At 54.0% G+C, this 13082-nt stretch carries 12 protein-coding genes and 2 pseudogenes; 13 read left to right on the top strand and 1 reads right to left on the bottom strand.

Annotation, left to right across the window (positions count from 1 at the left end):
• Positions 1 to 3 precede the first annotated feature (3 nt).
• The 12 genes and pseudogenes from B2Q93_RS15475 to B2Q93_RS15420 all read left to right on the top strand — a co-directional run bounded on the left by B2Q93_RS15475 (position 4) and on the right by B2Q93_RS15420 (position 12117).
• Positions 4 to 747, top strand: coding sequence for a phage tail protein (locus B2Q93_RS15475; protein WP_286933679.1), 744 nt, complete (start codon positions 4 to 6; stop codon positions 745 to 747).
• A gap of 10 nt (positions 748 to 757) precedes the next feature.
• The gene (gene gpG / locus B2Q93_RS15470) at positions 758 to 1189 is read left to right on the top strand and encodes a phage tail assembly chaperone G (protein ID WP_286933678.1); all 432 of its coding nucleotides are present in this window, start codon (positions 758 to 760) and stop codon (positions 1187 to 1189) included.
• Positions 1186 to 1503 (top strand): annotated as a pseudogene (locus tag B2Q93_RS15465) (phage tail assembly protein T); the annotation flags it as partial. The gene gpG and the pseudogene B2Q93_RS15465, both read left to right, overlap by 4 nt.
• Positions 1496 to 4633 carry a phage tail tape measure protein gene (locus B2Q93_RS15460; protein WP_286933674.1) on the top strand — a complete coding sequence of 1046 codons (3138 nt, stop codon included), beginning with the start codon at positions 1496 to 1498 and terminating at the stop codon, positions 4631 to 4633. The pseudogene B2Q93_RS15465 and the gene B2Q93_RS15460, both read left to right, overlap by 8 nt.
• Entirely contained in the window at positions 4630 to 4968 is a 339-nt protein-coding gene (locus B2Q93_RS15455) for a phage tail protein (protein WP_286933672.1), read from the top strand. Before B2Q93_RS15460 ends, B2Q93_RS15455 begins: the two co-directional genes overlap by 4 nt.
• A 53-nt stretch (positions 4969 to 5021) precedes the next feature.
• On the top strand, positions 5022 to 5759 hold the full coding sequence (locus B2Q93_RS15450) for a phage minor tail protein L (RefSeq protein WP_286933671.1): 738 nt from the start codon (positions 5022 to 5024) through the stop codon (positions 5757 to 5759).
• Positions 5760 to 5761: 2 nt separating this feature from the next.
• Entirely contained in the window at positions 5762 to 6481 is a 720-nt protein-coding gene (locus B2Q93_RS15445; RefSeq protein ID WP_286933670.1) for a C40 family peptidase, read from the top strand.
• On the top strand, positions 6474 to 7091 hold the full coding sequence (locus B2Q93_RS15440; RefSeq protein ID WP_050863240.1) for a tail assembly protein: 618 nt from the start codon (positions 6474 to 6476) through the stop codon (positions 7089 to 7091). The genes B2Q93_RS15445 and B2Q93_RS15440 overlap by 8 nt, the downstream gene beginning before the upstream one ends.
• Before the next feature lie 86 nt (positions 7092 to 7177).
• Positions 7178 to 7654 (top strand): hypothetical protein, encoded by a 477-nt coding sequence (locus B2Q93_RS15435; RefSeq protein WP_286933668.1) that lies wholly within the window; start codon positions 7178 to 7180, stop codon positions 7652 to 7654.
• Between the two features lie 64 nt (positions 7655 to 7718).
• Entirely contained in the window at positions 7719 to 11183 is a 3465-nt protein-coding gene (locus B2Q93_RS15430) for a host specificity protein J (RefSeq protein WP_286933667.1), read from the top strand.
• Complete coding sequence (locus B2Q93_RS15425) at positions 11177 to 11479, top strand: hypothetical protein (RefSeq protein ID WP_286933666.1); 303 nt, start codon at positions 11177 to 11179, stop codon at positions 11477 to 11479. The genes B2Q93_RS15430 and B2Q93_RS15425 overlap by 7 nt, the downstream gene beginning before the upstream one ends.
• A complete protein-coding gene (locus B2Q93_RS15420; RefSeq protein ID WP_061350382.1) occupies positions 11476 to 12117 on the top strand; it encodes a hypothetical protein in 642 nt (213 codons plus the stop codon). Before B2Q93_RS15425 ends, B2Q93_RS15420 begins: the two co-directional genes overlap by 4 nt.
• Here the strand turns inward: B2Q93_RS15420 and B2Q93_RS15415 are convergent.
• Entirely contained in the window at positions 12082 to 12444 is a 363-nt protein-coding gene (locus B2Q93_RS15415) for a hypothetical protein (protein ID WP_286933665.1), read from the bottom strand. The two genes, B2Q93_RS15420 and B2Q93_RS15415, sit on opposite strands and share 36 nt — an antisense overlap.
• Positions 12445 to 12570: 126 nt before the next feature.
• Here B2Q93_RS15415 and B2Q93_RS15410 point away from each other — a divergent pair.
• Positions 12571 to 13082, top strand: a pseudogene (locus B2Q93_RS15410) (tail fiber domain-containing protein); the annotation flags it as partial.

Here is a 13082-nt window from a genome sequence, read left to right as displayed (position 1 = left end):
CTTATGCCTACTCCAAACCCACTGGCTCCCGTGAAAGGTGCCGGTACCACACTTTGGCTTTACACCGGAACGGGCAACGCTTTCGCTAACCCACTCTCGGATATCGACTGGAACCGCCTTGCGAAAATTAAAGAGCTGACGCCGGGCGAAATGACCGCCGAATCGTATGACGACACCTACCTCGACGACGAGGACGCTGACTGGAACGCGACCGCTCAGGGGGCAAAATCTGCTGGCGACACCTCTTTCACCCTCGCCTGGAAGCCGGGTGAAGAAGGGCAAAAAGACCTGGTCGCATGGTTTATTGATGGCTCAGTACGCTATTACAAAATCAAATACCCGAACGGTACCGTCGACGTTTTCCGCGGCTGGTGCAGCAGCCTGGGTAAAGCCATTCCGGCAAAAGAGGTTATTACTCGCACAGCGAAAATCACCAACACCGGCAAGCCGGAGCTGGCTGAAGAAAGCGGGAGCCCGAATATCCCAGTCACCGGCGTTACGCTCGATAAAGCCACGGCAAGCGTGGCCGTCGGTGCAACCACAACGCTCAATGTGACGGTTAATCCTGCCAGCGCCTCTGATACCTCGTTCCGCGTGGCAACCTCCGACGGCGCAAAAGCAACGGTCACCGTTAGCGGCAACGCGATCACCGTCACCGGCGTGGCGGCAGGCACCGCTGACATTATTGCAATGACCAGCGACGGTAGTTTCGTTGCGGTCTGCAAAGTCACCGTAACTGCAGCGTAAGGAAGGACGCATGTTTCTGAAAAAAGAGAAGTTCACCTGGCAAACAGAATCCCTGACCATCTTCGAGCTGTCGGCGCTTCAACGTATTGAGTTCCTCACGTTTATGGCCGCAGAGGAAAGGGCCGTCAGTGCTGACAGCGACGGCATCAGCGATCAGGAAATGACGGCCAGGCTGATTGGCTCAAATATTCGCTGCGGTGCGCGTTTGATCGCGATGTCTTTGTGGCATAACGATCCGGCTGGCACGGATGTGGAGACGCTTTATCAGCAGGTGCTTAGCGGCTGGCCGCCGGAGGCGATCGGTAAAGCAGAAATGGAAATAAAGCTGCTCTCCGGCATGCTCGTTCCGGTTGATGATGACAACTCTGCCGATCCGGATGCCTCACCCGAGGCTGAAGGCGCAGAACCCGTTACGGCGGAAAAGCCCTTGCCAGCGAGCTGAAGTTTGTCCTGAATCTGGCGCGCGAGTTCGGGCGACCCGACTGGCGCGCCATGCTGGCTGGAATGACTTCCAGTGAGCTGGGCGACTGGCACCAGTTCTACCGGGAGCATTATTTTCAGGACGCGCAGCTCGATGCGCATTTCTCAGAGCTGCTTTATTCCATCTCCACTCTTTTCTTCCGCGACCCGGAACTTACCCCCGCACATTTCAGCCTGCTTTCTCCTTCCGGTACCGTCATCAGCGATGAAGAGCCGGATGATGATTCGTTGATGGCCGCAGCTGAGGGGATAACAGGAGGTATCCGATATGGCCCAGCAGATTAGCGATCTGGTCATCAACCTTGACGTCGACAGCGCCACGTTTAGTGAGCAGGTTGCCCGCATAAAGGGGCAGCTAACCGGGATGGCTGAGGACTCTGAAAAAGTCCAGACGCGAATGCAGCGCGCTTCCGAGCGGCAGGCGGCTGCGTTTAAAACCGTGGGTGACGCCGGCACGGCGGCTGTCGCAGATATGAAAGCCCGACAGTCTGCAGCAACGGAAGGGCTCACCAAAGACTGGCAGAACGTTTCTAAGTCCGTTGATGAAACTCACCGCCGCGTGACCGAGCTTAACCAGCGTATGCGGGAAAATGACGGACAGGCCGCAGCGCTTGCCCGCCGACAGGATGAACTGGCGGCATCCTTTTTCCGCCAGATTGACGGCGTTCGCCAGCTCAATGGGGAAACGCAGTCGCTTGCGAACGTGCAGGCGCGCTTTCGTGCGGCAAGGGCACAGGGCAATATCACCCAGCAGGATTATCTCGCCCTGATTTCCCGCACCACGGCCAGGCAAAAAGAGCTGCAGATCGTAGAAGAAAAATCGGCCGCCGCGCGTACCCGATTCCTCAGTCAGCTTAAGCAACAGATCGCAGAGCAAAAACTCTCCGGTACCGAGCTGCTGCGCATGAAGGCGGCGCAGGTCGGTGCAGGCGATGCGGCTGAGGTCTATATCCGCAAGCTTGAAGCTGCCAAAGTGGCCACGCATGGTCTGGGACTGCAAAGTGCTGCTGCCCGGCAGGAGCTGGGGGTGCTTATTGGCGAGGTCATGCGCGGTAACTTCGGTGCACTGCGCGGCTCCGGGATCACGCTGGCGAACCGGGCAGGATGGATAGACCAGCTGTTGTCGCTGCGCGGGCTTGGGATCGCCGGCATGGTTGGTGGTATTGCCGCGGCGGTTTACGGGCTGGGTAAAGCCTGGTATGACGGCAGCAAAGAGTCCGAGGAATTTAACAGGCAACTGATCCTGACCGGGAATTACGCCGGGAAAACGTCCGGACAGCTACAGGCACTGGCGCGCTCACTGGCAGGTAATGGCATCACACAGCATGCTGCTGCAGGTGTGCTGGCGCAGGTTGTCGGAAGTGGTGCGTTTAGCGGTAATGATGTCAGCATGGTGAGCAATGTTGCTGCCAGGCTACAGCAGGCCACCGGGCAGGCCGTCGACGAAACCATCAACCAGTTTAAACGCCTGAAGGATGATCCGGTTAATGCAGTCACAACGCTCAACGATTCGCTGCATTTTCTGACGGCCACGCAGTATGAACAGATTGCCTCTGCTCAGGCAATGGGAGATACGCAGAAAGCATCAGAGCTTGCCATGCGTGCGTATTCTGATGCGGTCATTCAGCGGGCCGGGGCGGTTGAGGAAAATCTTGGCTCCCTCGAAAAAGCCTGGAACTGGGTGAAGAATGCGGCCTCAGGCGCGTGGGATGCGATGCTGGGCATAGGGCGTAATCCTGACACCGCGATGAAGCGCCAGGACTCTTTTGCTGAATGGCAGGCAGCAGAGAAAGAGTACCGTGCTCTGTCCGGCAATCTCAAGGTTGATCCGGACTATGCCGGTAACAACGTTCTGCAAAAGGCAGATGCGGAAAGGCTGAGAAACGCGCGCCAGCAGGTAGAGCTTAAAAAGCAGGCTTACGATCTTGCCGATAAGCAATATGCCCAGGAAGGGCTGGCAGCTGCCAGGGAAAAAATGCGGACGGAACAGCAGACACAGGCCGTCCGGACCCAGCAGCAATTTAATCAGATGGTTGAATCCGGGGCGACGGCGGCAGAAAAACGTGCCCTTGCGGAGAAAAAACTCAATCAGCTTATTGCTAAAAACCGCCAGGATGCGAAAGACGGCATCGCCACGTTGTGGACTGAAAAGGACATAGCGGCAGCACGCGCCGGGATTGAAAAGCAGTGGAAGGATCCCAAAACGCCGAAAGGCAAAAGCTACTCAACGCCAGCCGGGGACAAAGCTGAAGAAAAAGCGCAGGCTGAACTTCTCACCCTTCAGGCCCAGCTTAAAACGCTCGAGCAGCACACCAGCGTAAACGACGTCATAAGTAAACAGCGGCAGGATCTCTGGCAGACTGAAAATCAGTTCGCCGTTCTGCAAGAGGCCGCTGGTCGTCGTCAGCTTACGGCCCAGGAAAAATCCCTGCTTGCGCACAAGGAAGAAACGCTCGAGTACAAGCGGCAGTTGGCCGACCTGGGCGATAAGGTTGCCAGGCAGCAAAAGCTCAACCAGCTGACCGATCAGGCCGTGAAGTTTGAGCAGCAGCAAAAAGCCGCCAGGGCGGGTTTGCAGGCTCAGTCTCAGGGGGTATCTACTCGGGAGGCTGGGCGACAAGTTACGCTGCAACGTCTCAACGAAAGCTATTCGTACAACCCTCAGGCGCAGCAAAAGGTTCTGGAAGGGCAAAGGGCGACGTTCGAAGCTGAGGATGCCCTGCGCGCAAACTGGCTGGCCGGTGCGAAACAGGGCTGGGCCGAATATCAGGATTCAGCGACAAACGTTTTCAGCTCCGTTCAGCAGATTTCGCAGGCAACGTTCAGCGGGCTGGCTGGACAGCTTACCAGCCTGACGACAACCGGGAAGGCGAGCTTCAGGAGCTTCACCAGTTCGATCCTTAAAATGATTGTGTCCGTTATCAACCAGCTGCTGGTGGCTTACACCATCCAGAGCGCAATGGGCTGGGTTAGCGGCGGGGCGAAAGCCTCCTCTGCTGGTCAGTCATTCGCGGTCCCGTCATACCGGCCTCCGGGCTACGACGTGGGTGGTTTTACCGGGCACGGCGGCAAGTACGAGCCAGCCGGTATCGTTCACCGCGGGGAGTTCGTCTTCACCAAAGAGTCAACCAGCCGCATCGGCGTGGCTAATCTCTATCGCCTGATGCGCGGGTATGCCTCGGGTGGTCTGGTCGGCGGCGGGAGCGCAGCCGGTGCTGGCATGGGCGGGATCAGCGTTTACGCCCCAGTCAGCATCAGCCAGCAGGGGAGTGACGGAAGCATAAATCAGGCGAACGCCACGGGGACGGCGAAACAGCTGCAGGCGATTGTTCAGCAGACAATCACCGAGAGACTGAAAAAAGAAATGTCCGCAGGCGGCGTGCTTTACTCGAGGAGGACACCGTGATAGACACGTTTACCTGGCGCACGCGAAAAACCGCGCAGGGCGCTGAAACGGCTCGAACGCTGCAGGCCCAGTTCGGGGATGGCTACAAACAGATAGCGGGAATGGGGATCAACGATAAACAGGAAACGTGGAACCTGGACTGGACGGGCACCAGACAGGAGGCCGCTGCGCTGCGTGCTTTTCTGATGTCTCACGTCACTAAATCATTCTGGTGGACCACGCCATGGGGTGAAAAAAAGTTGTTCAGAATGAAGGCCGATTCGTTCAGCGTTTCATTCCCCACAGGGAAAAAAGCCACGGTGGCCTTCACTTTTGAACAGGCGTTTGCGCCCTGAGAATATCGAGAACATTGAAGCTGCCTCCGGGCGGCTTTTTTTTTGGGGGTAATATGAGTTTTACCGGAGATATACAACAGCTTGAGCCCGGCAGCGTTATTCAGCTGATTGAGATCGACGGCACCGAATTCGGTATGGATCAGGTGCTGCGGTTTCATGCGCACAATATCCAGGAGGAGGGGTGGGCAGCCTTCGCCGCTGAGAACCTGCCCGCCATAATCTGGCAGGGCAACCAGTACGATCCTCATCCTTACGAACTGAAGGGTATGGAGTTATCAAGTACCGGGTCCCAGCCGACGCCCACGCTCTCAGTCGGGAACGTCGGGAACTATGTCACGGCGCTATGCCTGGAGTATGACGACATGGTCCGGGCGAAAGTAAAAATCCACACAACGCTCTCTAAGTACCTCGATGCCGCCAACTGGAAAGACGGCAATCCGGGGGCCAGCCCGGTCGATGAGCGCGTACAACTCTTTTTCGTCAATGCCAAAACCGCAGAGACGAGAGTACAGATTGATTTTGAGCTGTGCTCTCCCTTCGATATTCAGAGCCTTCAGCTGCCTACCCGGCAGATTACGCCTGTCTGCACCTGGTGTATGCGGGGCTGGTACCGAAGCGGAACCGGATGCGACTACAACGGTACGAAATATTTTACCAAGGATGGCACGCCTACCGATGATCCGTCGAAGGATGTATGTGGCGGTCGCCGTCAGGACTGTCAGGAGCGTCACGGCCCGGACGCGCCGCTGCCATTCGGGGGCTTTCCGGCCGCCAACCTGCAGGGGAAATGATAATGCGTGAAAAATTGCTGGATGCTATCCGTCAGCACGTCGCTGGTGAATACCCCAAAGAAGCCTGTGGCCTGATTGTTCAGTCAGGACAGCAGCAAATCTTTATTCCCTGTCGCAACATCGCGGATAAACCAGAGGAAACATTCACGTTCTCTCCGGAAGATCAGCTTGCTGCCCGCGCGCTCGGTGAAATCATTATGGTCATTCACTCCCATCCGGATGTGGTCCGGCTGGTGCCCTCCGAGCTGGACCGCATCCAGTGTGACTGGTCGGGTATTGAGTGGGGGATCATGTCCTGGCCGGACGGGGATTTTTGTACGATTTCCCCGCGTGAAGACCGGGATTATGCCGGGCGGCAATGGTTGCTGGGTTACGCGGACTGCTGGTCGCTGATCCGGGAATATTATCAGCGTGAATATGATATTGGCCTCGGGAACTATTCAGTGCCTTACGAATGGTGGGAGAGCGGCAAAGAGCGGTTCTACGATGACAACTGGGAGCGTGAGGGGTTCGTTGAGATTGACGCCGGTGCTATGCAGCCCGGGGACATCATCATGATGAGTGTGCAGGCATCGGTGACCAATCACGCCGCTGTGTATTTGGGTGACAACATCATTCTTCACCATTTGTTCGGGCACCTTTCTTCGCGTACGCCGTATGGGAAATATTATCGCGACAGAACGGTCCGGGTGGTCAGGCATAAGGACAACATGAATGCTTAAAACGCTTATTCTCGACGGTAAGATGGCTAAAAAATTCGGGGTCCGCGTTCAGTTTGATGTTGCCGATCTGCGTGAAATGCTCAGGGCAGTATGTTCGCAGGTTCCCGGCTTCAAAAAATACATGTCGGAAGCCCATATGAAGGGGATCCGTTTCGCCTTTTTCAACGGGGATAACAATATCGGGCTGGAAGAGTTCGATATGACCCGCGGGGGAAGCGTATACCGGATCGTGCCCGTTTATGAGGGGGCCAAAAACTCTGGCGTTCTTCAGATAGTTGTTGGTGCCGTTGCGCTGGTCGCTGCATTCTTTACCGCCGGTGCGAGTATGGCAGCCTGGGGGGCGGCGATGAGTGCAACAGCCATCAGCGCCACGTCAATTTTGACCGGGGTCGGGGTATCAATGATGCTGGGTGGCGTTGTCCAGATGCTCACGCCCCAGCCATCCTTCGGCGCGGGTAAATCCTCAAGCACGGATAACACGCCTAACTATGCCTTCGGGGCGCCGGTCAATACCGTCGCTATGGGGCATCCTGTCCCCCTGGCTTACGGTCTGATCGAGGCAGGGGGAGCGATAGTCAGCGCCGGTATGTACTCGAGCGATCAGCAATAGCGTTATGCAACCGAAATAAGATGAACGTTACATTGCAATCACCCTTGGTTATCATGTCCAAAATGATGCCAATCAAGGAGATGTAAGTGAAAAGATATGGTTTGGTCTTATTAATTGTGTTGTTTATTTCAGGTTGTGCCCCCCAAAATCAGAACAACAATTTACAAAAACAATATGCTGACTTAGCAAATTGTGAAGATAACATTACGATGCCAAAACAAATGCCGCAAAGTAAAAAGGAGTTTGCGGAGTTTTTATCCAAGGCTGCGCTTAATGCTTCGGCAGATCAGTTTGTTACCCAGAAGCGCATAGAAATTCTGCAATTAGTTGGGTGGGATAATTCGGTAGCTGATGCAATAACGACATGTGGCGTTACAAGAAAGAGCAAGCTGAAAGAAATTGGGTCTAATGTGTTTGAAACAATGAAAGCCAGCACTAAAGATACTGAAGAGCGTCGTGCTCTTGTTGAGGCTTACAGTTCGTGGGAGGCTTATGTAACCAGCCAAACGCCACTAGCAAAACAGGACTTTGACTCTAAAGTAAGTTATTACAAAAACATGTAATAAGACGCCATCATTAATGCTAACAAATAACCCAGCTCATGCTGGGTTTTTTAATGGGGTAAAAATGCAACTTCTCCATAGTGAAACCATCCTACAGGGTGCAAAAGGTGGCGGTGGCAGCGCGCATACTCCGGTTGAGCAACCTGACGATCTGCTGTCGGTTGCAAAATTAAAAATGCTCATTGCCGTTTCTGAGGGGGAAATACAGGGTGATCTGACCGCACAGAACATTTTTCTCAACGACACGCCGCTGGCAAACGACAGCGGGGAGTACAACTTCAGCGGCGTGAAATGGGAGTTCCGCAAGGGCACACAGGACCAGACTTACATCGCCGGGATGCCCCAGGTCGATAACGAGCTGGCGGTGGGCACCACTGTCACTACCACGTCGCCCTGGACACGCCAGTTTACCAATCTTTCTCTGGATGCCATTCGTATTAAGCTAAGCGTTCCGGTCCAGTATCTCTATAAAGATAACGGCGATATGGTGGGCACGGTCACCGAGTATGCGATCGATTTATCAACAGACGGTGGCGCCTGGAAAACGGTTGTAAACGGCAAGTTTGGCGGAAAAACCACGACGGAATATCAGCGTGACCACCGTATCGATCTGCCAAAATCCACGTCCGGCTGGTCTGTCAGGGTCAGACGTATTACGGCTGATGCCAGCGGATCAAATTCGAAACTGGTTAACGCCTTCAAGGTGTTTTCGTATGCGGAAGTTATCGACAGCAAGCTTCGTTATCCTCTGACCGCGCTACTGTATGTTGAAGTGGACAGCAGCCAGTTCAACGGCAGCGCACCGAAGGTGACCTGTAAGATAAAGGGCAAGCTGATAAAGGTTCCGGATAACTATGATCCGATAACACGAACCTATTCTGGCTCATGGTCCGGTGGGTTTAAAATGGCCTGGTCCAATAACCCCGCTTGGATATTTTATGATCTGGTTTTGGATGAAATTTACGGCATGGGCACGCGCGTGGATGCGTCCATGGTGGATAAGTGGGCGCTGTACTCAATAGCCCAGTATTGCGACGAAATGGTTTCCGACGGTGCCGGTGGCACCGAACCGCGTTTCACCTGCAACGTTTTCATTCAGAGCCAAGAGGATGCTTGGCAGGTACTTAACGATCTCGCCGCGGTATTTCGTGGCATAACGTTCTGGGGCAACGATCAGATTTACGTCCAGGCAGACGTCCCGCAGGACGATGTTGACTGGGTTTATAACACCTCAAACGTTATCGATGGGCTGTTTACTTATGCGGGCGGCTCATACAAGAATCGCTATAGCTCCTGCCTGGTGTCCTGGTCCGATCCGCAAAACCATTACAGCGATACCGTTGAGGGGGTCTACGATTCGGCGCTTGTAGAGCGTTATGACGTCCGGCAGACGTCCCTGACCGCAATCGGCTGCACCTCGCAAAGTGAAGCGCACCGGCGCGGGCGCTGGGTACTACTCTCCAATGCCAAAGACGGTACCGTATCATTTGGCGTGGGGCTGGATGGCTACATCCCGCTGCCTGCTGAAATTATAGGTGTCGCCGATCCTTTCCGTTCCGGCAAGGAGAACGGGGGACGCATCAGGGCGGTCAATGGCCGCCAGATTACGCTGGATAGAGTAATAGACTATGCGGCGAAAGACCGGCTGGTGGTTAACCTGCCTGACGGAAAAGCCCAGGCGCGCACAATAAGCGCGGTGAGCGCAGATAAAAAAACGGTGACGGTTGCCACCGCATTTAGTCAGGCACCTGTGGTGGGTGCTGTCTGGGCGATAGACAGTGATAACCTCGCAATACAGTATTTCCGGGTCACTTCAATTGCGGCTAACGACGACAGCACAGGCGGTTTCACTATTACGGCCGTTCAGCACGATCCAAATAAATACCGTTACATCGATGACGGCGTTCGGGTCGAGTCTCCCCCGATCACCGTCACGCCGATAAGCGTCCTATCAGCGCCGAAGAATATCGTGGTGACTGAGAGCGATCATGTTTCACAGGGCCTGACGGTAGCAAGTCTAGACGTTTCATGGAATAAGGTAGAGGGCGCAATCCGGTACGTTGCCCAGTGGCGTAAGGACAACGGGGACTGGATAAACGTTCCGGTTACCAGCGCGCAGGGTTTCTCGGTTCAGGGCATTTATTCTGGCAGCTATGATGTGCGCGTCCGGGCGCTGAATGCGCAGGATACGTCGTCACCATGGGGATACGGCGAAACAACTTATCTCTCTGGTAAATCGGGAAAACCGGGTACTCCGCTCAACTTCCTGGCGACCGAAGATGTGGTCTGGCATATCGACCTGACCTGGAAATTTCCGGATGGCTCTGGCGACACGGCCTATACAGAGATTCAGCGCGCCACAACTGCCGACTACGCCAATCCTGAACTGCTGGTCCTGGTGCCGTACCCGGCTGCAGATTATCAGCATGGCCCCATGCCGGCCGGCGTTCGTCAGTGGTACCGCGCGCGCCTGATTGACCGTATCGGTAACGCCGGGGACTGGACCGACTGGGTCATGGGCACGTCCTCGATAGATGTCAGCGAAATAACCAATGACATTCTGGAGGATATGAAAGGCTCAGAAACGTTCAAAGACCTGATCGAGAACGCGGTGGACAGCAATGAAAAAATTGCTGGCATGGCCGACGACATCAGACAGAACGCTGACGATCTGGAGCAACAGGCGCTGGCCATCAAGGAAAATGCAGATGGTCTAGCGCAGGCCGAGGTGAAGATTGACGAAATCTCTGTCTCAATGGATGGCATGACAGGAGGCGTTAAAAACTCCTCTATCGCGGTTATCCAGAACAGCCTCGCGCAGGTCACCAGTCGTCGATCCCAGGCAGCCACCAACGCCGGGAACAGCGCCAGTATCGACCGCATCGACACCACCATTGCAGATACCAGCCAGGCGGTTGCCCGTGCTCTGGTGACGCTTGATGCGTCTGCCGGTGGCAACGTTTCCAATGCAACTGACCTGACAGAGACCCTGGCCAACTTCACGCAGGCCTCGGCCACGAAAATAAACTCCCTGACGGTTACGGTAAACGGCCAGACTGCGGCTATTAATCAGACCGCACAGGCGGTGGCTGATGTAAACGGTAACCTGAGCGCGATGTACAACATCAAGGTGGCGGTGGACTCCAATGGACGCCAGTACGCCGCAGGGATGGGGATCGGCGTTGAGAATACACCGTCCGGCATGCAGTCACAGGTGCTGTTTGTCGCTGACCGTTTCGCAGTGATGTCTCAGGCTGGCGGGGCTGTTACGCTGCCATTCGTGATCCAGAACGGGCAGACGTTCATCCGGGATACGTTCATTCAGGACGGAACTATCAGCAATGCCAAGATCGGCAATTTTATTCAGTCGAATAATTACGTTGCAGGCTCGGCAGGATGGAAGCTGGATAAAGGCGGGAATTTCGAAATCAACGGCGTGGCTGGTGGCGGCAGAATGCTGATATCCAGCACCCTGATCCGCATTTATGACAGCAATAACGTGTTACGCGTCAGAATGGGGTTATGGTAATGCCACAGGGTCTACAGTGCTGGGACGGTGCCGGTCGTGTTGCGGTAGATTTAAGTGATTATTCACTTCGATATATGGGCAGCAAGTCCTTCAATTTTCCGTCGGGTGTGAGCAGCGTTAACGTTGCATTTCCGGGAGCTACACAGGACGGGTCTTTTGTTTCAATAGTAACCACTGGCGTCGGGATGAATGAGTATTTTTGCCGCGCTTATAATGGCGGCTTTACTGCTTATTATTTACCGACAAAAGCCAATCAGGCTACAACACTAAATGTGGAGGTTTACAACTTCCAATGAGCGGATTCGAATCTTATAACGATGCCGGAAAACTTCAGGTTGATTCGGAGAACAGGTCGACACTTTTTTATGACCAGAGAACGCTGGGCGCTGTTACTGATAAAGGCTTTTACAGAGTAAACAGCCCGTTTGGTGATGGTTCGACGCTGGGGTATACCCCCACTCAGTTCTGGAATGACGGAAGACTCAGATGGCTTCAGCTGGGGACAAATAAATATGGGTTACCTGGCGCAAACCTTCTTGAGGATAACGCCGGGAGTATGATCCGCACTGCGCGAAATATTGGACTGGAGAGCGGATACCTTGATGTTTTGGACAGCTCAGGGAACCTTATCTGGAGTGCTGTGTCAGCTTCGAAAATGCCCCGGGTGGTTGGCTTCTTTGATGTGCCGGCTAACTATGACCTGCAGAACAACACGTTTAGCATCACGCCAGGGTTCAACCCATGGATTCTGGTAAACAACTGTCCTGGAAATCTCAGCGATGATGGAACGGTTGTTGGGTATTCAGGTATTGCGCTTAAATGGACTGGTTCGCAGTTACAGGGGAGGTACATCTCAAGTAATCAGCGAACCTGGGCCCAGACCATGCAGGGGAGAGGATTAAGAATTCCGATCGCCAGGTTTGTTGGAATTTGATGCCGGAGGAACGCGCGGGTAATGAGTGGCGATCATATCTTGCTTCACGCCCTTTGCTAAATCAAAACGATAAACAACATCAAACTTATTCGTTTTTTTATAGCAAATATTACTCAAGCGCTTATTGATATGGCGGCTGAATATTCCGTTGCTACTGTCGGAAATAACTTCGACCTCCCTGGTGGCACAGTCGATATTTACGTGAATATCGCCAGCCAAAGATAAGCGAGCGGCATCAACCGGGTAATCCATCTGGAATGCGTTTTCTGTGTGCTTATTCGTACATCCAGTCACGAGCAAAATCGCTGCAACAAATAAAAGTTTCATCTCAACATTCCTGTTTATGCGGGAACTTCCATTTTATTAGAGTTTAAAAAATAGTCAGATTGATATGAGCGATCAATTTTACATTATTGATCGCTTTAAACGATCGTTATTATCGTGAGGTAGTTCATGCTTTATACCATCGGCACATTATCTGTTAACGGAAATACCGCCACCGGCACCGGTACAAACTGGACGGCTCCCGCCAGCCAGATTCGTCTCGGGCAGACCCTGATGGTTCTTTCTAATCCCGTCCAGCTTTTCCAGATTACCGCCATTAACAGTGCAACGTCGTTAACAGTAACACCTGCTGCGTCACCCGCGCTCACCGGCCAGAAGTATGCCATTCTGGTGACAGATGCCTTGTCAGTCGATGGCCTGGCACAGAGCATTTCGCAGCTCATTAACGAGTACGACGAGAATATTGGCGGCTGGGAAACGTTCGCCACTACCTCAGCAAACCAGAACATCACGGTCACCATCAACGGTAAAGCAGTCACCATTCCCGCTATTGGGGGACTGGCCCGGAAGGGTTCAAACAGTGACATTACCGAACTGAAAGGGCTCACTACTGCGCTATCCATTGCGCAGGGTGGGACTGGGGCAACAAAGGCAGAAGACGCTCTCTCAAACCTCGGTTT

This window comes from Leclercia sp. UBA5958 (genome assembly GCF_002430365.1).
GTDB classification, from domain to species: Bacteria; Pseudomonadota; Gammaproteobacteria; order Enterobacterales; family Enterobacteriaceae; genus Enterobacter; species Enterobacter pneumoniae.
The sequence above is the reverse complement of the archived record's forward strand: the minus strand, read 5'-3'. Positions and strand labels throughout refer to the sequence as shown.

Bases quoted from the DNA above. Each gene is read 5' to 3' on its own strand.
- B2Q93_RS15475 (WP_286933679.1), top strand. From the start codon at position 4: ATGCCTACTCCAAACCCACTGGCTCCCGTGAAAGGTGCCGGTACCACA.
- gpG (WP_286933678.1), top strand. From the start codon at position 758: ATGTTTCTGAAAAAAGAGAAGTTCACCTGGCAAACAGAATCCCTGACC.
- B2Q93_RS15460 (WP_286933674.1), top strand. From the start codon at position 1,496: ATGGCCCAGCAGATTAGCGATCTGGTCATCAACCTTGACGTCGACAGC.
- B2Q93_RS15450 (WP_286933671.1), top strand. From the start codon at position 5,022: ATGAGTTTTACCGGAGATATACAACAGCTTGAGCCCGGCAGCGTTATT.
- B2Q93_RS15445 (WP_286933670.1), top strand. From the start codon at position 5,762: ATGCGTGAAAAATTGCTGGATGCTATCCGTCAGCACGTCGCTGGTGAA.
- B2Q93_RS15440 (WP_050863240.1), top strand. From the start codon at position 6,474: ATGCTTAAAACGCTTATTCTCGACGGTAAGATGGCTAAAAAATTCGGG.
- B2Q93_RS15430 (WP_286933667.1), top strand. From the start codon at position 7,719: ATGCAACTTCTCCATAGTGAAACCATCCTACAGGGTGCAAAAGGTGGC.
- B2Q93_RS15425 (WP_286933666.1), top strand. From the start codon at position 11,177: ATGGTAATGCCACAGGGTCTACAGTGCTGGGACGGTGCCGGTCGTGTT.
- B2Q93_RS15420 (WP_061350382.1), top strand. From the start codon at position 11,476: ATGAGCGGATTCGAATCTTATAACGATGCCGGAAAACTTCAGGTTGAT.
- B2Q93_RS15415 (WP_286933665.1), bottom strand. From the start codon at position 12,444: ATGAAACTTTTATTTGTTGCAGCGATTTTGCTCGTGACTGGATGTACG.